Annotated in this window: 18 protein-coding genes; 7 read left to right on the top strand and 11 right to left on the bottom strand. The window is 58.1% G+C overall.

The window, feature by feature from the left end; genetic code table 11:
* Positions 1-12 precede the first annotated feature (12 nt).
* Both IB249_RS09790 and IB249_RS09785 read left to right on the top strand, forming a co-directional pair.
* Positions 13-414 carry a VOC family protein gene (locus IB249_RS09790; protein ID WP_192303998.1) on the top strand — a complete coding sequence of 134 codons (402 nt, stop codon included), beginning with the start codon at positions 13-15 and terminating at the stop codon, positions 412-414.
* The gene (locus IB249_RS09785) at positions 411-1,388 is read left to right on the top strand and encodes a saccharopine dehydrogenase family protein (protein WP_192303996.1); all 978 of its coding nucleotides are present in this window, start codon (positions 411-413) and stop codon (positions 1,386-1,388) included. Before IB249_RS09790 ends, IB249_RS09785 begins: the two co-directional genes overlap by 4 nt.
* 197 nt (positions 1,389-1,585) lie before the next feature.
* On the opposite strand, the gene IB249_RS09780 is transcribed toward IB249_RS09785, so the two are convergent.
* A complete protein-coding gene (locus tag IB249_RS09780; protein WP_192303994.1) occupies positions 1,586-2,374 on the bottom strand; it encodes a cysteine hydrolase in 789 nt (262 codons plus the stop codon).
* Positions 2,375-2,446: 72 nt separating this feature from the next.
* On the opposite strand from IB249_RS09780, the gene IB249_RS09775 reads away from it, so the two are divergent.
* Positions 2,447-3,565 carry a GlxA family transcriptional regulator gene (locus IB249_RS09775; protein WP_225606894.1) on the top strand — a complete coding sequence of 373 codons (1,119 nt, stop codon included), beginning with the start codon at positions 2,447-2,449 and terminating at the stop codon, positions 3,563-3,565.
* A 185-nt stretch (positions 3,566-3,750) separates the two neighbouring features.
* On the opposite strand, the gene IB249_RS09770 is transcribed toward IB249_RS09775, so the two are convergent.
* The 9 genes from IB249_RS09770 to IB249_RS09730 form a co-directional block, all read right to left on the bottom strand.
* The gene (locus tag IB249_RS09770) at positions 3,751-4,644 is read right to left on the bottom strand and encodes a LysR family transcriptional regulator (protein ID WP_192303992.1); all 894 of its coding nucleotides are present in this window, start codon (positions 4,642-4,644) and stop codon (positions 3,751-3,753) included.
* An 81-nt stretch (positions 4,645-4,725) separates the two neighbouring features.
* Complete coding sequence (locus IB249_RS09765; protein WP_192303990.1) at positions 4,726-5,778, bottom strand: alpha/beta hydrolase; 1,053 nt, start codon at positions 5,776-5,778, stop codon at positions 4,726-4,728.
* Between the two features lie 49 nt (positions 5,779-5,827).
* Positions 5,828-6,772, bottom strand: a complete 945-nt coding sequence (locus tag IB249_RS09760) for an alpha/beta hydrolase (RefSeq protein WP_192304861.1) — start codon at positions 6,770-6,772, stop codon at positions 5,828-5,830.
* Between the two features lie 121 nt (positions 6,773-6,893).
* Entirely contained in the window at positions 6,894-7,667 is a 774-nt protein-coding gene (locus IB249_RS09755; protein WP_192303988.1) for a carboxymuconolactone decarboxylase family protein, read from the bottom strand.
* Between the two features lie 229 nt (positions 7,668-7,896).
* Positions 7,897-8,364 carry a cupin domain-containing protein gene (locus IB249_RS09750; protein ID WP_192303986.1) on the bottom strand — a complete coding sequence of 156 codons (468 nt, stop codon included), beginning with the start codon at positions 8,362-8,364 and terminating at the stop codon, positions 7,897-7,899.
* Between the two features lie 60 nt (positions 8,365-8,424).
* The gene (locus tag IB249_RS09745; RefSeq protein WP_192303984.1) at positions 8,425-9,417 is read right to left on the bottom strand and encodes an aldo/keto reductase; all 993 of its coding nucleotides are present in this window, start codon (positions 9,415-9,417) and stop codon (positions 8,425-8,427) included.
* Positions 9,418-9,441: 24 nt separating this feature from the next.
* The gene (locus IB249_RS09740; RefSeq protein ID WP_192303982.1) at positions 9,442-10,032 is read right to left on the bottom strand and encodes a flavodoxin; all 591 of its coding nucleotides are present in this window, start codon (positions 10,030-10,032) and stop codon (positions 9,442-9,444) included.
* Positions 10,029-11,018, bottom strand: coding sequence for an aldo/keto reductase (locus IB249_RS09735; RefSeq protein ID WP_192303980.1), 990 nt, complete (start codon positions 11,016-11,018; stop codon positions 10,029-10,031). Before IB249_RS09735 ends, IB249_RS09740 begins: the two co-directional genes overlap by 4 nt.
* Before the next feature lie 436 nt (positions 11,019-11,454).
* Positions 11,455-13,647, bottom strand: coding sequence for a TonB-dependent receptor (locus tag IB249_RS09730; protein ID WP_192303978.1), 2,193 nt, complete (start codon positions 13,645-13,647; stop codon positions 11,455-11,457).
* A gap of 301 nt (positions 13,648-13,948) precedes the next feature.
* Between IB249_RS09730 and IB249_RS09725 the strand changes: the two genes are divergently transcribed.
* Positions 13,949-14,749 (top strand): GNAT family N-acetyltransferase, encoded by an 801-nt coding sequence (locus IB249_RS09725; RefSeq protein ID WP_192303976.1) that lies wholly within the window; start codon positions 13,949-13,951, stop codon positions 14,747-14,749.
* 89 nt (positions 14,750-14,838) lie between these two features.
* Here IB249_RS09725 and IB249_RS09720 read toward each other — a convergent pair whose 3' ends face one another.
* A complete protein-coding gene (locus IB249_RS09720) occupies positions 14,839-15,720 on the bottom strand; it encodes a LysR family transcriptional regulator (protein ID WP_192304859.1) in 882 nt (293 codons plus the stop codon).
* A 99-nt stretch (positions 15,721-15,819) separates the two neighbouring features.
* On the opposite strand from IB249_RS09720, the gene IB249_RS09715 reads away from it, so the two are divergent.
* The 3 genes from IB249_RS09715 to IB249_RS09705 are packed head-to-tail and all read left to right on the top strand — an operon-like array spanning position 15,820 to position 18,358.
* Positions 15,820-16,884, top strand: a complete 1,065-nt coding sequence (locus IB249_RS09715) for an alkene reductase (RefSeq protein ID WP_192303974.1) — start codon at positions 15,820-15,822, stop codon at positions 16,882-16,884.
* An 11-nt stretch (positions 16,885-16,895) separates the two neighbouring features.
* Complete coding sequence (locus tag IB249_RS09710) at positions 16,896-17,732, top strand: pirin family protein (protein WP_192303972.1); 837 nt, start codon at positions 16,896-16,898, stop codon at positions 17,730-17,732.
* A gap of 41 nt (positions 17,733-17,773) precedes the next feature.
* Positions 17,774-18,358 carry an isochorismatase family protein gene (locus IB249_RS09705; RefSeq protein WP_192303970.1) on the top strand — a complete coding sequence of 195 codons (585 nt, stop codon included), beginning with the start codon at positions 17,774-17,776 and terminating at the stop codon, positions 18,356-18,358.
* Positions 18,359-18,395: the final 37 nt, after the last annotated feature.

The raw sequence follows: 18,395 nt of genomic DNA, 5'->3' as shown, positions 1-18,395 counted from the left end.
GAGGATTACGCAATGCTGGATCATGTCTTTTTGTCGGTAAGCGACATCACCCGTTCCATCCGTTTCTACGAAGCGGCCTTGACCCCGTTGGGCATGACCGCGCGCCTGGACTACGACGGCAAAGATGGCCCGCCGGGGCATCCCGACCTCAAAGGTTTCGGCGCCAATGGCCGGATGCTTTTCTGGCTGCGTGAGGGGATCGTTGAAGGACGTGCCGCCCATGTGGGTTTTGTCGCCAAGAGCAAGGCTGAGGTGGACGCCGCCTACGCCGCAGCCATGAAAGAGGGCGCGGTCGATAACGGCGCGCCAGGTGCACGTTTGCACTATGACCCGGATTACTATGCCGCCAATGTATTGGACCCGGACGGGTACAGCCTTGAATTCGTTTATAAAAAATGGCAGCACGTCCAATGAGCACACTGCTGATCTACGGCGCCACCGGCTACACCGGTCGCATGGCCGCTGAACGGGCAAAAACGCTGGGCTTGCGGTTCGAAATCGCCGGGCGCGATCACGCGCGTCTGGCGGTACTCGCTGCGCATCTGGACGTGCCGTTTCGGGTGTTCGATGCCGACGCCGATGCAGCGGGCGCGTTGTCCGGTATCTCTGTCCTGCTCAATTTCGCCGGCCCCTTTGCGCACACCGCAGAGCCGTTGATGCGTGCGTGTATCAAGGCCAGTGTCGACTATCTGGACATCACCGCAGAGATCAACGTCTATCGGCTGGCCGAGCAACTGGGCGCAGAGGCCGTTTCGCATCAGGTCATGCTTTTGCCCGGCGTGGGTTGGGACGTGGTGCCGACCGATTCGCTGGCGGTGCATGTCGCCAAGCGTGTCGAACAGCCTTTTGCGCTGAGCATCGCGCTTCAGGTCCCTGGTTCGATGTCACGTGGCTCGGCCATGAGCGTCAGTGAAATCATCGGGGCAGGGGTCATGGCGAGGGTCGATGGCGAGCTGATCGCCACGCCTGACGCCACGCTGCGTCATTTCGATTTCGGTGACGGCCCGGTCCTGTGCGCACCGCTATCGTTTGGTGATCTGGTGACGGGCTGGCACTCGACTGGCATCCCGAACATCGCGATGTTCGTGCACATGTCAGGCGATGCGTTTCCAGAAGGAGATCTCTCAACACTGCCCGATGGTCCGACGGCTGAGGAAAGGGAGGCGCATCGTGCCCGAGCCGTTGTTGAGGTCATGGGTGTTGACAGCGTCATCGCCCGGTCTGTGATCGAAACCGTGAACGGCTATTCCTACACGCCTCTGGCGGCCGTGGAGGCAGCGCGTCGGGTGCTGGAGGGTGAACGTCTGTCGGGTTTCGCCACACCGACCAAAGTCTTCGGTGGCGGGTTTGCCGAGAGTATCGAGGGGACGTTGATCACCGACTTCTAAGGCCATCGGGTCAGGCTTGCACTGCCTCGATGTCCCGCGAATCGAATGCCGCCTGGGCCTTGATGACCGTATCCAGGTGTTCAAGGGGCCAGAGGTACAACGCGTTGAACGGGTGCTCAAGCGTTCTGCCTAGTGGGGTGATTGACACGGGAGCCGCTAGAGCTCCCGTATGTGGGTGTTAACGTTCCTAAGCAGGATTACCGGCCTTCGAGTTTTTTCACGACTTGTTCTGTAGTCATCACACCGTTGGCGATATAGCGGAAGTTGACCAACGCGCTACCGTATCCGTCGCCGTCAGGCAGTTTGGGTCCGGCAATCGCATCACGTACGACGATGACTTCAAAGCCGCGTTCCAGGAATTCACGAAGGTGTGACTCAACGCACAGGTTGGACGCCATCCCGGCAAGGACGATTTTGTCGATGCGCTGTTTGCGCAACTGCAGCATCAAGTCGTTGCTTTGAGGTCCGTACAACTTGTGCGGTGAGGCGACGATGGTCTTGCCGTCTTCGATGAAAGGCTTGAACTCCTGCATGAAGTCGGCCCCCGAGTTACGGAACCCGTCGAGCGTCAAGGCACCTTTGCGATCGAAAAGCCCGAGCTTGTGCTGGACGGACTCTGCTGGAGCTTCAAACTCCCATTTATGATCGTGGGGATAATAGTAGTGGGGTGAGATTGCTACCGTTGCTCCGGCCTGTTTGAACGCTTTGAAAAGTTGACTCAGGTGCGGTACGAGTTTTTGCTCTGTGACGCTCTGACCGAAAACTGCCCAGCCCGCACCGTCTTTACTCATGAAGTCGATCTGCGGGTCGATCACCACCAAGGCGGTACGGCTGGAATCCCACTCGAAAGTGGAGGCCGGGAGCGCGGGCTTGACCGGATCCGCATAAGGGTCTTCGGCGGCGTAGCCCATGCCGGGGGCCATCAGTAATGCGGCCAGCAGCGGGGCGCATGTCAAAAATTTTCCGGGATGAATGTTGAAGGTCATTTGCAAGTCCTCATGCATGTTTGGGTGCATTCAAGGTACGTTGCAAGGATCCGGCGCAATGGACATTTTTCCTTGGCTTTCGGCCAAGAAGCGCGGCGCCTGGCGTGCGCCAGCGGCATCGCAATTATGATGCCCTTCCAGGTTGCAACCGCTTACCATGACGCCATCACTCGGACTTCGGGCGTTTCGTTCATGCAGCGTCATATATGTTTTCTGGTTTACTCAGGCTTTGTACTCCTTGATCTGAGCGGCCCGCTCGAAGCCTTCAGTAACGCCAATCGTGGACGTCCTTCGAGCTATCGATTCACCATTGCCTCACTGGAGGGCGGGTTGATCGATGCGTCGAGCGGGCTGCAGGTTGCAACGGAAGCGATACAGGCTGTCGAGCACTTCGATACGCTCATCGTCGTCGGAGCGCCAACCGCGCCGATCGCTGACAGGATGCCTTCATTGGCGGCGATCATACGGCAGATATCCGCGAACTCACGTCGCACTGCGAGTGTGTGTACGGGCGCCTTTTTGCTTGCCGAGAGCGGTCTGCTCGATGGCCGCGTGGCCACCACCCACTGGAACTATGCGCCGCAATTGCAAGCGCGATACCCGTCGCTGCAGGTCAATGGAGACAGAATCTGGACCGAAGACGGCAATGTCTGGACGTCCGCGGGTATGTCGGCGGGTATCGATATGACCCTGGCCATGATTGAGCAAGACCTGGGCAAGGAAGTTTCGCGGTCCGTCGCGCGCATGCTGGTGGTTTATTATCAGCGGCCAGGTGGTCAGTATCAGTTTTCTTCGTTGCTGGATTTTGACCCGGGTTCGGACCGGATCCGTGCGGTGCTGACGTATGCACGCGATCACCTGCAGGAAGATTTGTCCGTTGAACGATTGGCCGACATCGCCAGTATGAGCGTGCGCCAGTTTGGCCGCGTATTTGCTGCGGCTATCGGAGTGACTCCCTCCAAAGCAGTCGAACGTCTACGTATTGAGTCGGCACGGCCGTTGGTTGAGGACAGCAACCAGACGTTCGAGGGTATCGCCAGGCGCTGTGGATTCGGCGATGCCGATCATATGCTTCGCAGCTTCATGCGCGTTGTCGGACGCACTCCACAAGAGCTACGGCGCAGTAGCCGGCAGGCAAGAGGCCATGGTTCCATGGGTATGAGTCAGGCGCGATCCCCTGGCACAGACTGATGCGGGATAGCTCCAACATCGCGCATCTGACTAGCCGGCGCCTCAGGCCCGTGCGGCTGCAAGAGCTCCAGAACAAATTGATACCAAGCGGATGCCGGGTTTGATGCTCCGTCTAAGCCAATCGGTAATGGCGGCTTCGTGGGTGGCAGGGTGGATGAAACCCATGCGTCTTGAAGGTCGATGACTCAGGGCTTGTAGAGCAACGCTTCAACGACAACGCCAAACGCTGATGAATGTTCACGGCGATTGGGGTAGTAGAGATGATAACCGGCAAAGGGTTGGCACCAATCTTCCAGGACCCGCACAAGGCTACCGTCGGCAAGCTCCTTCGCCACCATGTCCTCAGGCAGGAAACCCAAGCCACATCCCGCCACGGCCGCACGCAGAATGGGCACGCTGCTGTTGAATGTCCATTGGCCTTCGACGCGGGCCTTGAGTTCGTGGCCATCCTTTTCGAAATCCCATTGCATCAGGCTGCCGTGCGTCGGCAGGCGCAGGTTGATGCAGTTGTGCGCCGCCAGATCTCCCGGTTCCATCGGGTAAGGCCGTTGTTTGAAATACTCCGGCGCGCCAACAACGGCGATGCGCAGCGATGGACCGATCGGCACGGCAATCATGTCCTTGGCCACCTGATCGCCCAGGCGCACACCCGCGTCATAACGCTGTGCAACGATGTCGGAAAGGGCGTAGTCAACGGTGATTTCGACTTTGATGTCCGGGTAGTCGGGCAGCACCTTCAGCAGCTTCGGCCAGAGAATATTGTTCGCCGCGTGTTCCGACGCCTGGATGCGCACATTGCCGGCAGGGGTGTCGCGAAATTCGCTGACGGCGGCCAGTTCCAGTTCGATCTCATCGAACCGCGGCGCCATCGATTGATACAGCCGCTGACCCGCCTCGGTCGGCGAGACACTACGCGTGGTTCGTGTCAGCAGGCGCACACCCAATCGGCTTTCCAATGCTCGCATGGTGTGGCTCAGCGCCGACTGCGAGACGCCAAGCTGGGCGGCGGCGCGGGTGAAGCTGCCTTCGCGGGTAATGACCACGAAGGCTTGCAGGTCGTTGAGGTTGGCGCGGGACATTGATGAGAACCTTCCATGAGGGGCGCGGGATTTATCCATGAAAGCAGGTTGCGCATGGATGCGCGACCCCCAGAGAGTTGCTTACAAGGTGCGTGCGTAAAACGTGTTCAGTTTGCCAATCGCGGCATCGACATAACGCGGCACCCAATAGGTTTCGATGTGCGTGGCGCCGTCGAGGATGAACACTTCTTTGTCAGGAGTGCCGGTGGCTTTCGGGAACGCATCCTGTGTCATGTACAGGCTGTCTGCCTTGCTGCCGGCGATCATCAGCAAGGGTTGATTGATCAGCTCGATGTGGTCGGTGGCGTCGAAACGCATCAGATCCAGCAAGCTGCTGGTGGTGTATTTGAAGGTCGAGTTGGGGTGTGCGTGGGTTTTCCAGTAGTACTCGTAGCCCTGGCGATACAGTTCGAAGGGCAGTTTGGCTATCTGCTCATCGGTGAGGTTGGCATCGCCCGAATACAGCACCGCACCGCCCGCCGCTTCTTGCGCGCGGGCTGCTGATGCCTGTTGCAAACGTTGCTGGATGCTGTCGATTTGCGAGTCGTTGTAGCCGTTGCGGCGTACCCGGCCCGAGTTGAACATGCTCACCGTCGCCAGCGATTTGAAGCGTTTGTCGGTTTGCGCCGCCGCCAACGAATAGCCACCGCCGCCACAAATGCCGAGCAGACCCAGACGCTTGTCATCGACACCGGCAAACTGGCTGATGAAGTCGGCCATGCCGTGGATGTCTTCGATGCGATACGCCGGTTTATCGATGCTGCGCGGCTGACCACCGCTGGCGCCCTGATAGGCCGCATCGGCGGTGATGGTGATGTAGCCCTGTTCGGCCAGGCGTTGGGCGTACAGACCCGCGACTTGTTCTTTCACGCCGCCGTTAGGGTGCGCGACGACCACTGTCGGATAGGTCTTCTTCGCGTCGTAGTTGGCCGGCGTGTACACGTTGGCGGCGATGTCCAGACCATTGAGTTTGTAGCTGACCGGATGAATGTTCACCTTGCTCGCTTCGTTCTTGCTGATCGCGCCGTCGTAGGCGAGGCTGAATGGGTTCTTTTTGTAGTCGGCGGCCAAGGCTTCGCCCGCCGATAGGCCGACCAATGCCGACATGAGCGTGGCTTTGAGAGTGTTCTTCACGTGAAGCTCCTGAGCAATCAAAAGGGTGGCAGTTGCAAAAGTGTTTGGGTCAGTCCAGCTGTTTTTCTTTGAGAAATTGCGCGACCAGATCAGCGATCTGCACGTTGTTCAAATCGGACATGGGGAAGTGGGTATTGCCGTGGATGCCGATTTCCGGCAGGTGGATCAGCCGTACGTCACCGCCGTGCCGATTGACCGCATCACGCCACAGGCGGGCCATCGTCAAGCGCGCGCGCCAACTGTCCTGCGCGGGCAGGTCTACGGCCTGTTCCGGGATGTTGTCGCCGTAGAGGATCAGGATCGGAATGCGCGTCAGTGCCATGAATTGCTCCATCGGCACCGCTGCGCCTTGCACCGTGTCGAACGCGCTGGGAATCGGCGCCGGCACTTCACCGTCAGCAAACACGAAACTGCTGCCCGGTTCGAACGCCACGATGGCTTTGACCTTGTCGTTCTTGGTCGCCGTTAACCAGCCCGGCCCGCCACCTTGCGAATGGGTGAACAAAATCCCCGGGCCGATTTTGTCGAACAGCGCCGACACGCCATCGGAGACCACGCCCATGTCGAATGGCCCGGTGTTTGGCGTCATCGCCCGGAAAAACTGCTCGCGGGTTTGAGCGTCCTGTGCCACTTGCACGCCGTTGAAGTAGTTGGGCCACAGGCCGATGCGGAACTGGTTGAACCACAGTTGTTCGTCCGGCGTCGGCTTGATTGTGGTCTCGACCACGCTACGCCCGGCACCACCACGCCGAGGCTGATCGATCAGATAGACTCCGTAGTGGCGGCGCAGAAAGATGTTCTGAAAACCCTCCCGGCCATCGGCGGTGGTTTCCCAGGTCTTGGAAAACTGACCGGCGCCGTGCCACATGACGATGGGCAGTTTTCGCGCATCCACCGGGATCTGGTAGAAGGCGTAGGCGTGGTCGCCATGGTAAGTCTGGCCGTTGGGCGTCATCGGTTGGCGCAGGTTGAAGGTGCCCGGTGCCGTGGTCATCGTTCCGCCGACGGCGAAGCTGCCTTGCTTCTGGATCAGCAGCGGGCCTTCGGAATGGTTCGCGCAGGCCGCCAACAGGCTCAACAGCGAGATGCTCAGCAAATGCTTTGCAGTTTTCATGTTATTTCCCCGCAACCGCGAGGGCTTGGGTCAGCGCGGTGCTGGCACGTTCAGCCGTCTGCGCATCGCCGTGTTTTTTCAGCAGCTCGGTAACTTGGCGCAACTGTGCCGCACTGAGACCGACGCGCAGGCTCGCCGCCATGTGCGAGCGCAGCTGCGATTCCACTCCCGGCGTCGCTGCCAGCGCCCCGACGGTCGCCAGTTCGCGGCTTTGCCAGTCGAGGTTGTCGCGTTCGAAGATGTCGCCGAACAAGTGCGTTTGCAGGAACCGGTTGATCACCGGAGCGAACTCGAACACCGGGCCTTTGACCGGGCCTCCGGAGATCTTGGTTTGATTCGCGGTGCCGGCTGTCAGCAGTTCGTCACCGGTCGGGACAGCGCGGCCCGGCTCGCGTCCCGGCGCATCGTTGATGCCGCGCTGTTTGCGCACCTGCACCACCGTCATCAGCTCGTTCAAGGCATTGAGGCTGCGCGGGAAGCCGACATAGGCGTAGAGCTGCACCAGAATTTCGCGGGTTTCGCTGATGGTCAGGCCGGCATCGAGCCCCTGATTGAGCGCCGCGTCGAGGTTGGGCATGTCGCTGGTCGCCATGAACGCGGCGATCAGTGGAATCGTTTGTTGTTGGCTCGACAAAGTAGTTGCGCTGGCTGATGTGCGGGTCATGGTCTGCGCTGCCTCGGCTGCTTGAGTGGTAACGCTGAACATCGCCCCGACGCCCAGACAAAGCGCCATGAGTGCGGGGAGGGCAGTGCAGTTGCGTCGGTCAGTGGTCATCGTGAAAGGCTCCATCCAGTGGGGGTCGATGCGGTGTCGCTGGATCGTACGGAGGATGGTTGGGGCGATTAACCCCGATATTGCGCATGGACTCCTGAGTAGAACTCATGAGTGGGTGTTGCCATAACCGCTGAAATCCCGGCGCGACCCCGCTGGTGCGGGGCCTGGAGGTCGGATGACGGTTTCCCGCGAAGGTGCCGGGCGAGCAGCCTCGACACATTCCGTAACTTCATTGGCCGACGTATTGCGCCTCCGAGACCTGCTCCGCCCAGGTGACGGTCTTGCCGTCCTCGGCTTCAGCGATGGCGATGTGGGTCATGGCGTTACTGGCGGTGGCACCATGCCAGTGACGGGTGTGCGGTGGAATCCAGACAATGTCGCCCGGACGGATCTCCTGTCGCGGGCCACCTTCTTGCTGCACGTAGCCAACCCCCGCGGTGACGATCAGCGTTTGCCCTAGCGGATGGGTGTGCCACGCCGTGCGTGCGCCAGGTTCAAAGGTCACCGTGCCGCCGCCGATGCGTGCGGGTGATTCGCCCTTGAAAAGACCATCGACGCGTACAGAGCCGGTAAAGTTTTGCGCTGCGCCCTTGATCGAGGGCTGGGAGCCGTTCGGGGTAATGCGGATTTCGTTGGCGGCCTGGGCTTCTACCGCCATGAATGACAAAGCAACGAGTGGCGCGATCAATCGGTTCATTGGATCAACTCCGGTCAGGCAATGAAAGCGGCGCCGCACGCAGCGCCGCGTTGGGCAGACTCAGAGTCCGGTCATTCTCAGCGCCGATTCCGGCAAGCGTTCACCGTGCACCTGGATCTGCGCCATCTGTTCGTTGATCACGCGCAGGTCATCGTCGGTCAGTTGCAGCTCGACGGCGCCCAGGTTCTCTTCCAGTCGATGGGGTTTGGTCGTGCCCGGGATCGGCACAATCCACGGTTTCTGTGCGAGCAACCAGGCCAGCGCCACTTGTGCCGGCGTAGCGTCTTTGCGTTGCGCGACAGCTTTGACTACATCGACCAATGCCAGATTGGCCTTGCGCGCTTCAGGGGAAAAACGCGGGACGAAGTTGCGGAAATCACTGGCGTCGAACTGCGTGTGCTCGTCGATCTGGCCGGTGAGGAAACCGGCGCCCAGAGGGCTGAACGGTACGAAGCCGATCCCCAGTTCTTCCAGCACTGCCAGCAGTTCCAGCTCCGGGCCGCGCCAGAACAGCGAATATTCGCTCTGCACCGCAGTGACCGGTTGCACCGCGTGCGCCCGGCGAATGGTTTTCACGCCCGCCTCAGACAGGCCGAAATGCTTGACCTTGCCCTCGGCGATCAGCTCCTTGACGGTGCCGGCAACGTCTTCGATCGGCACCTGCGGATCAACGCGGTGCTGATAAAACAGGTCGATGCAATCGGTGCGCAGACGTTTCAACGACGCCTCGGCCACGGCGCGGATATGCTCCGGACGGCTGTTGGTGCCGCCGCCGCGTGCACCGGTGATCAGGTCGATATCGAAGCCGAACTTGGTGGCGATGACGACCTGATCACGGATCGGTTGCAAGGCCTCGCCGAGCAGTTCTTCATTGGCGAACGGACCATACGCTTCAGCGGTGTCGAACAAGGTGATGCCTTGCTGGTGGGCCGAACGAATCAGCGTGATCATGCTGGCCTTGTCGGCGGCCGGGCCGTAGGCCGAGGTCATGCTCATGCAACCAAGGCCCAGTGCGGACACTTCCAGGCCATTGCCCAACGTGCGGATTTTCATGATGTCACTCCGTACAGAATTCGATTAACGCGTGAGTGGGTGATCGCTCAACCAGCCGTTCACCCGTTCCATGGTCTTGCTCTCCTGTTCACCCTCCATCACGAAACCTTCCAGAACCTTAGTCTTCGGTGCGTGCTTGACGAGCACACTGCGGCTGTTGCCCAAGCCATAACCGCCGTGGGTGTTGAAGGGGATGAGGGTCTTGCCAGTCAGGTCGTGGACGCTGAGAAAGGCGCGCACGATCGGCGGGGCGGTTTCACCCCAGATCGGAAAGCCGAGATAGATCGTGTCGTAGTCGCTCAGAGCATGAACCTTGCTTTCCAGCTCGGGCTCGAAGCCGCTGTCACGCTCCTGACGCGCCTGTTCCACGGTTTGCAGGTAGTCCTCGGGGTAGGCTTTGGCCGGACGGATCTCGAACAGGTCGGCACCCAATCCGCGCTGGATGAGCCCGGCAACCACGCGGGTATTGCCGGAGCGGGAAAAGTACGCGACCAGAATTCGCGAGCCTGAACGTGGTCTTTCGCTGGCGGTTTGCGTGTCGGCGAGTGACAGCAACGGGGCGCTCGCCAGTGCGGCGATCACCGTACGCCGTAGCGGATCGTGATCGTTGTTCATCGCCCGACGCGCGCCTTGAGGGCCTCGGGATAACGCTCGCCTTCGATGCGGATCTGCGCCAGTGCGGTGTCAATGGCCTGGAGTTCGCCCGCATCGAGGGTGATGTCCGCGCCGCCAAGGTTTTCTTCCAGGCGATGCAATTTGGTCGTCCCGGGAATCGGCACAATCCAGGGCGCTTGCGCGAGCAACCAGGCCAGAGCGATCTGCGCCGGTGTCGCTTGTTTTTGCGCGGCTATCTGGCGGATCAACACCACCAACCCTTGATTGGCTTGCAGTGCCGACTGACTGAAGCGCGGCACGATGCTGCGAAAATCGTCGCTGCCGTATGTGGCGTCGGCCGCTACTGTGCCGGTGAGAAAACCCTTGCCCAGTGGGCTGAACGGCACGAAGCCGATCCCCAGCTCCTTGAGCGTCGGCAGGATTTCCTGCTCAGGCTCACGCCACCACAATGAGTATTCGCTTTGCAGCGCCGTGACTGGCTGCACCGAATGTGCACGGCGAATGGTTTGCGCACCGGCTTCCGAAAGGCCGAAGTGTTTGACCTTGCCTTCGCCAATCAGATCTCTCACTGCACCGGCGACGTCTTCAATCGGTACGTCCGGGTCAACCCGATGCTGGTAAAGCAAATCGATGAAATCGGTCTTAAGTCGGCGCAACGAGCCTTCGACGGCGAGTCGAATGTGCTCAGGGCGACTATTCAGAATCTGCTGTTTATTGTCGGCACCGAAGGTGAAGCCGAACTTGGTGGCGATGACCACTTGATCGCGAACTGGCGCCAATGCCTCACCCACCACTTGCTCGTTCAGGTACGGACCGTAAACCTCGGCGGTATCGAAGAACGTAACGCCTCGGTCAACCGCCGAACGGATCAGCGTAATGGCTTGTTGTGTGTCAGTCGCCGGGCCGTAGCCATGGCTCAGGCCCATGCAACCCAAGCCCAGGGCTGACACTTCGAGTGAACTGTTTCCAAGTGTGCGCTTGTGCATTTCGATCTCCCAAATATGGCGTTGGGAAACAGTAAGCGGGCTAACGATTAAGGACTAGATAGTTAAATCGGCAAGGCTTCATGAGGTCTGCTCATCAGTCCCGGAAGAGAGGAGGTGGCGACTTGCCTTAATGGACGCCCAGGCGCTCCGCCTGTCACGATCCAGGTGCCCGTGGTTAAAACCAGCAAGCCTCAAGAAGTCATCTGTCACGACGACACCATCGAGGAAATTTTAGGCAAGTAGTTTTCGATTACTGACGAGAGTCTGCAACCAAAAGCAGCCAGTCACGAGCGGCTGCTTTCGGTCAGAGGCTTACTCTCATGTCGCTGAAGTAGATCTATCCAGGCTCGCTTCGATCGGCGCTTGCCAGTCGACGGTCTTTCTCGCTCTATGAGCCTTGGATAGCGTTGATACTCCAGAATTTCGCGGGGTGTAATTAAAAATCAACGGTTCCCGAGAACTTCACCAAGCGCGGGTCACCCTGCGAGAGATAGCCGCCATTTGCCGACGCCCAGTAATTCTTGTCGGTAATGTTTTCCACGTTTACTCGCAAGGTCAGGTCCTTTTCAGCGAGCTTCATTTTATAGCGTGCCCCAGCGTCGAAACGGTTCCATGTAGGCAAGCTCAAGTTATTCGCCTGATCGGCATACTGCCCGCCAGTGCGCAGCATCCTTGCGCTCAGGGCGGCACCTTCGATGCCCGGAACGTCCCAGTCTACGCTGGCATTGAGTTGAAACGTAGGCACTCCAATCGCGTGGTTGCCATCGTTCAGGCCGCCAGCGGTTTTCTTCAGCTCAGAGGTCATGCGGGTACCGCCCGCCATCAACCGTAGGCCTTCGATGGGTTCACCGAACACGCTGATCTCCAGTCCCTTGTTGACCTGTTCGCCATCGCGCACATAGAGCCTCTGCGCGTTGTCGACATAACCATCGGAAGGTTTCTCGATGCGGAACACACTCAGGTTGGCGCCGAAGGTTTGTTGGTCCAGCTTGATACCCGCTTCCAACTGTTTCGTGCGTCCAGGAGGGAAGGCTTCGCCCAGGTTCGTGATGCCTGTACCAGACGCCACTGGCCCTTTTGCAAGGCCTTCGATTCGGTTGGCGTAAAAAGAAACGCTGTCCACAGGCTTGAACACGATGCCGTAAACAGGCGTGGTGATGGACTCATCGTAGAGGGTGCTGCGAGTGCCATCGTTTGCCGGGTTGGCTACACCGTTTGAAGTGGTGCCGTCGTATTTGTAGTTTTCGACACGTAGCTGCTGACGCCGGACGCCGTAAGTGACGAGCAGTTTGTCATCGAACAAGCCCAGCGTATCGGAAATCGCGAGGCTACGATTTCGGGTTTTGCCGGTCACCCCTGGATCACCCATTTCACCGCCGGTGCTGGACACAGCAGTTGGCTTGGGAAGCGCTGGGGTATTGTAAATATTGCTGTTGCCAGTGACAGAGCGATAGAACGTGTATGCGTTTTCCTGCTCAGTCCAGATCGTTGAGCCGCCGATCGCGACCTGATGGGAAACAGGGCCAGTATTGAAGCGCCCATTGAGCCCCGCACTGAAGGTCGTGTTGTCTTCATTGTGAGGAATTTCCGAGCCACCAATGGTCGCGACCCCATTATTGCCTACAAGGGTAGGCGTGGCGTAAACCCCTGTTTCACGGGTGTGCTTCGCTCCACCGGCAAGGTATGCCGTCCAGTTCTCGCTCAGGTCCCAATCACCGCGAACCATGCCGAACGTGTCTTCAGTTTCCGAGTAGGTCCAGTCCTGGCCATAGTTATGGCTGGCGTGAGGGGCAGTGGGAATGTGGGTGGCATTGCCAACGTTGACAGAGTTGCGCAGTCCGGTGACGCGCTGTTTCTGATAACCGAAATCGGTGGAAGCGCGGAAGCCGTCACCGCGATAATCAAGACCCGCGACGAACAACTTTGTGCGTTGATCTTCATTATCGATCGCCGTTTCACCTTCCCGCTGGCTCAGGTTCAACCTGGCGCCAAACCGGTTATCTTCACCGAACCGCTGCCCGATATCCAAATGCTCGCCGATACGGCCATCAGTGCTGATGTCCTGCGTATAGCGACGCGTTGGTACATCCTCTGCGCGTTTAGGTTGAAGATTGACTCCGCCCCCAAGACCCGAGCCCGTGGGGCTCACACCGTTAATGAAGGCATTGGGGCCTTTGAACACCTCGACGCGCTCGATGGCGTCCGTCGACAGGATTTGACGAGGTAAGACGCCATACAATCCGTTGTAGGAAATATCGTCGCCGGTTAATGGCAAGCCTCGAATGACGAACACTTGGGACTGGTTACCAAACCCATAGGATTGACGCACCGAGGGATCATTGAGCAGTACATCACCGACGTCTTCAGCTTGTTGATCCTCAATCAACTTCGAGGTGTAGCTGGTCATTACGAAGGGGACATCCATGTTGTCCTGATTACCCAGCACTCCCATCTGGCCACCCCTCGCCACCTGACCGCCGGCATAGGGGGCCGGTAGCGTGTTGGAGTTGGGTTTAATCGCAGTGGCAGTAACATCGGTCACTCCCAGTTCGAGAGGTTCCGCAGCCTGGGCGAAGAAACTGACCGAGCAGCATACGGCGAGCAGCGTAGGGCGAGAAGGAAACAACATGGGGGGGAGGTACCTGCGATGGAAGATGATCAATGTCATTAATGGTAATGATTCGCAGATGCATTATTACTGCCCGATAGGCAAATTGCCATAAGAAATTGCAAGGATTTTGGATTCTGAATCCGTCAGGAGATCCGTAGGTGTTGGCCGGCCGCTTTTGTACGATTGCTGCCGGTCGCGAGAGGCAGAAAACGACCTGACGCGGACACCCGAAGCTAATCCAGCCACTGGTACGTACCAGGACTCGAGCGTATTGTTCGATGCGCTTTACCGCTCCTGACATTTCAAAGGAACAACGAATATGGATGTTGAACTGGCTCTTAAGATTGAGGCCGCAGAAAGCGAATATTTACGTTCGCGCGTTGAGAGCCTGGCCGAGGTCAGCGGAAATCCTTACGGTGCACGTGTTTTTTTCAATGCAGACTTTCCATGCTTTCAAGTGAGCGCATCGCCCAGCCCAATGTTTAACCGCATCTACGGTGATATCGCCGGTGATCCTCTGGCGGTGTTGAAACTGCTCAATGAGTCAGCGGAACATTCGCCCGTAACCCCTCTTATCGGAAAACCTTCGGCACTTGAGCAATACGCTTTTGTGGGTGAAGCACGGCTTGAGCGTTTGAGGGGCTGGACTCACTTGCAATTCGCTTGTGCCATTGAAAAGGTGGTTTTGAGTCGTCACTCATTCGAAATTGAAGAGGTCACCCCGAAGACTCTGACTCAATTCGCAGATGTGCACGCGGGCGGCTTTCATACCAAGCCGGAGCATCGGCTGCTGAATCAGGCTTCCTTTGCAGGGCAGAGGCCTGACGGACGAATGAAAATCTACGTCTTGAAAGCGGAGGGGGCGGTAGTAGCAGGGGCAGCGATGTACTTGGCCAGCAACGGCATTGCTTACCTTGGAACGGCAGCAACCCGAAAGGATGCCCGGGGCTATGGCTATCACGGCGCACTGATTTCTCACCGAATAGAGCAAGCAAAGAAGCATGGCTGCCACTGGGTCGCTGCGACAGCGCTGGCCAGCTCCCAAAGTCGCCGAAATCTGCAACGTGCCGGTTTAACGGCATCCCATGCCCAAGCACTATATCGCCTGGCAGATAGCTGAGACGGCTGGGCATGACTGTCTGCTTTTGGCCGAATGCGGACGGTCAGGAGCGGCAGCTATCGGCCAAAAGCAGTCATGTACTTTGAACACTATGCGCATTCAAGCTTATCTCGCAGAAACTCAATGAATTTTTGCGTTTTCGCTGGAAGCAAGCGGGTTTCAGTCAGCGCGTAAACTGAAACGGGCAATGCTTGCCATTGCGGTAGCACTTTGCGAAGTTTCCCGTCAGAAACATCTTGGGCTGCGATCCCCTCAGGCAACAACGCCACGCCAAGATCCAAAGATGCCAGACGCCTCAGCATGCCTACACTGTTAAGTTCGAATCGCCCTCCGACATCGACATCCACCCTCTCAGAATCGCAAGACAGCGTCCAACGACCTGCACCCTGGCCACGCAAACGTAGGCACTCATGATTAACCAGTTCCGATGGACGTCCAGGCTCACCGGATATCTCCAAGTATCTGGGAGAGGCATACAGCCTGCGCCCCAAACTCGCGAGTTTACGAGCTATCAGATTGGAATCTGCAGGCTCCCCCATCCGAATCACAACGTCCACGGGATCAGTGATCAGATCGACCTGGCGTGGGCTCAGATCGAATTCGAAATTGATACCGGGATAGAGCTGCGAAAACTCCGCAATCAACGGGGCCAGGTAGACGGTGGCGAAGTCTACGGGCAACGAGGCACGCAGTAGTCCACTGGGACGGGCCAACATTTCACCTAGCTGCTCATGCGCCAGACGAGCCTCATCGACGATCCGCTTACAGCGTTCAAAATACAGCCGACCCGCTTCGGTCGGCTCTATCTTGCGCGTCGTGCGGTGCAACAACCGCAAGCCAATGCCTTTCTCTAGCTCACTGATACGCCGTGACAAAGTCGAATTGGGTATTCCCAGCGTTTCTGCCGCACGCGTGAAATTGCGCGCCTTTACCACTTCGACAAACAGCGCCATGTCGTTAAGGAAGTCCAAAGGATTATCCCATCTATGGATTAGTAATTTCGATTTTACGGCATTTATCCCGAATACGGATTGATCAATCATGGGCCCATCACTCAAAGAGGCACCGAAATGAAATCTCTTTTTTCCGAAGTCCAGGTAGGCCGCTACACACTATCCAACCGTATGGTCATGGCACCAATGACCCGCTCGCGCTCAGATGATGCCGGCGTGCCCAGCGAGCTGGTTGCAAGCTACTACGCACAACGCGCCTCTGCGGGATTGATCATCAGCGAAGGCGTATTCCCGGTTGCGCTAGGCAAAGGCTATATCCGCACACCCGGTATCGAAACCACCCAGCAGGTCGCGGCGTGGAAAAAAGTCACCGACGCTGTTCACGCTCGCGGTGGGCGCATCTTCATGCAACTGATGCATTGCGGACGCGTGTCTCATCCTTCGTTGCTGCCTGATGGCGCACAACCGCAGGCGCCCTCGGCGATCAAAGCCGCCGGTCAGACCTATACCGGTACAGGATTGCAGGATTTTGTAATACCCCACGCCCTGACCATCGCTGAAATTGCTGAGGTTGTTGAAGGTTACCGCCAGTCAGCGCGCCGGGCGATTGCAGCGGGTTTCGACGGCGTTGAACTGCACGCCGCCTCGGGCTACCTGCCTGAGCAGTTTCTCTCCACCGGCAGCAACCAGCGCAACGACCAGTACGGTGGTTCGGTTGAAAACCGCACTCGCTTCGTACTGGAGGTGCTCGCCGCCATGGTGAATGAAGTGGGCAGCGATCGTGTCGGTATCAAGATTTCCCCGGAGATGAACTTCAACGACATCGTCGATGCCAATCCGCAGGAAACCTACACCTATCTGGTCAAGCAGCTTCGTGACCTACAGCTTGCTTATCTACATGTAGCGCTGTTCGGGGCCAAGTTTGACTACCACGGGGCGCTGCGCCCGCTGTTCGATGGCAGCTACCTGATCGGCAGTGGCCAGACCAAAGAAAGCGCCGAGTCGCTGATTAATGAAGGTAAAGCAGACGCCGCAGTATTCGGCAGCACCTTCCTGGCCAACCCCGATCTGCCTGAACGGTTCCGGGTAGGTGCTGAATTGAATACGCCAGACAAAAATACTTTTTACGCCCCAGGCGCAGAAGGCTATATCGATTATCCAACCCTGTCTCAAGAGGCCTGAGGACCGCAACCATGCTACCCATCGCACGTTTACAACGCATGAACCACGGCAGCCAGTTCCGGGCGTTCACCCTGCGGGGTGATCAGTACGCGAAACCTATCGATCCGTTCTTGGGTGTAGACCACGCATGGATTAGCGGACCAACCTTTCCCGCGCATCCACATGCGGGCTTTTCTGCGGTCTCCTACCTGTTCCTGGATTCGGAAACAGGCATCGATAACCGGGACTCGCTAGGCAACCGCAACCTGATCCAACCGGGTGGTTTGCACTGGACGGCGGCGGGTGAAGGCATTGTTCATGAAGAGGTCCCGGCCCAGCCGGGCAAGACCGTTCACATGTTGCAAATCTTCATCAACCTCCCACAGGACAAACAGGCAGATGCGCCATTTGTCTTCAGCGTGGAAGCTCAGGACGTACCTACGGCTTATCGGGCTGGGGCTAAAATCAGAGTTCCATTAGGCAACTTCGAAGGGCTGGCTTCTCCGTTGCTACTACCCACGGACGTAAGGCTTCTGGACATCACTCTTGACGCTTCAAGCGAAGTGAAGATCCCGGTTCCAGAAGGACACGTGGCATTCGTGATGCCTATCGGCGGTGAGGTGTATGTGGACGGCCAGCCTTTCGATCTGAATGACCCCAAGGCGCCGGTCAATCTTCCTCAGCGCGCGGATCGGGTTGTCACCCTGCAAGCAAAGAACGGAAATGCCAAGGCAGTCTTATTTTCCGGCACTCCGTTGAATCAACCTGTGTTTTGGCAAGGGCCAATCGCCCTCGCTTCGAGGGACGCGCTGGCCGCAGCAGTCGATGGCTACCGGCGCGGTGACTTCGGAACACTGCAAGCTTTTTAACCAGGGGAAAAGTCCCCATCGCAGTTGCCAGGAGAATCACAATGTCATTCGAAAACTTCAATGCCGATAATGCCGCCTTGCTACTGATCGACCACCAGGTCGGAACCATGGGCTGGGCTAAATCCATGCCTTTTGAAGAACTGAAGCGCAACGCTCTGATGCTGGCCAAAGCTGCCCGCATTCTCAAGCTTCCCGTGGTACTGACGTCCAGCATGGAAGAGTATGCCCAAGGCCCGCTGCTGAGCGAACTGGAAGAAATCCTCCCAACTGAGTTTGCCGGACGTATCAAGCGCATGGGCATCGTCAATGCTATGGACGATGATAACTTCGCCGCAGCTGTGAAAGCGACTGGCCGCAACAAACTGATTATTGCCGGCGTAACTAACGATGTGTGCACCGTTTATCCAGCACTCTCGCTGGTACGTGATGGTTACGAAGTGCAAGTTGTTGCTGATGGTGGCGCCTCACCGACAGCCATGGCGGATGACATCGCTTTGCGCCGTATGGACAAAGCCGGTGTGACGCTGACCACAACCAATCAATTGATCGCCGAACTGGCAGGCAGTTGGGCCACACCAGAAGGAGGAGAGTTGGTTCAAGTACTCATGGAGGCCTTCGGCGAATAAAAAGCCTACTGCTGAAATTTCTCAACAGGCACCGGCC

It is taken from the genome of Pseudomonas sp. PDM04 (genome assembly GCF_014851765.1).
GTDB lineage: Bacteria > Pseudomonadota > Gammaproteobacteria > Pseudomonadales > Pseudomonadaceae > Aquipseudomonas.
Note: the sequence above shows the minus strand (reverse complement) of the source record. Positions and strands in the feature narration are given on the sequence as shown.

Coding starts and splice junctions, on each gene's coding strand:
- IB249_RS09790 (WP_192303998.1), top strand. CDS start 13: ATGCTGGATCATGTCTTTTTGTCGGTAAGCGACATCACCCGTTCCATC.
- IB249_RS09730 (WP_192303978.1), bottom strand. CDS start 13,647: ATGTTGTTTCCTTCTCGCCCTACGCTGCTCGCCGTATGCTGCTCGGTC.
- IB249_RS09715 (WP_192303974.1), top strand. CDS start 15,820: ATGAAATCTCTTTTTTCCGAAGTCCAGGTAGGCCGCTACACACTATCC.
- IB249_RS09735 (WP_192303980.1), bottom strand. CDS start 11,018: ATGCACAAGCGCACACTTGGAAACAGTTCACTCGAAGTGTCAGCCCTG.
- IB249_RS09745 (WP_192303984.1), bottom strand. CDS start 9,417: ATGAAAATCCGCACGTTGGGCAATGGCCTGGAAGTGTCCGCACTGGGC.
- IB249_RS09710 (WP_192303972.1), top strand. CDS start 16,896: ATGCTACCCATCGCACGTTTACAACGCATGAACCACGGCAGCCAGTTC.
- IB249_RS09785 (WP_192303996.1), top strand. CDS start 411: ATGAGCACACTGCTGATCTACGGCGCCACCGGCTACACCGGTCGCATG.
- IB249_RS09705 (WP_192303970.1), top strand. CDS start 17,774: ATGTCATTCGAAAACTTCAATGCCGATAATGCCGCCTTGCTACTGATC.
- IB249_RS09755 (WP_192303988.1), bottom strand. CDS start 7,667: ATGACCACTGACCGACGCAACTGCACTGCCCTCCCCGCACTCATGGCG.
- IB249_RS09725 (WP_192303976.1), top strand. CDS start 13,949: ATGGATGTTGAACTGGCTCTTAAGATTGAGGCCGCAGAAAGCGAATAT.
- IB249_RS09740 (WP_192303982.1), bottom strand. CDS start 10,032: ATGAACAACGATCACGATCCGCTACGGCGTACGGTGATCGCCGCACTG.
- IB249_RS09750 (WP_192303986.1), bottom strand. CDS start 8,364: ATGAACCGATTGATCGCGCCACTCGTTGCTTTGTCATTCATGGCGGTA.
- IB249_RS09780 (WP_192303994.1), bottom strand. CDS start 2,374: ATGACCTTCAACATTCATCCCGGAAAATTTTTGACATGCGCCCCGCTG.
- IB249_RS09770 (WP_192303992.1), bottom strand. CDS start 4,644: ATGTCCCGCGCCAACCTCAACGACCTGCAAGCCTTCGTGGTCATTACC.
- IB249_RS09760 (WP_192304861.1), bottom strand. CDS start 6,772: ATGACCACGGCACCGGGCACCTTCAACCTGCGCCAACCGATGACGCCC.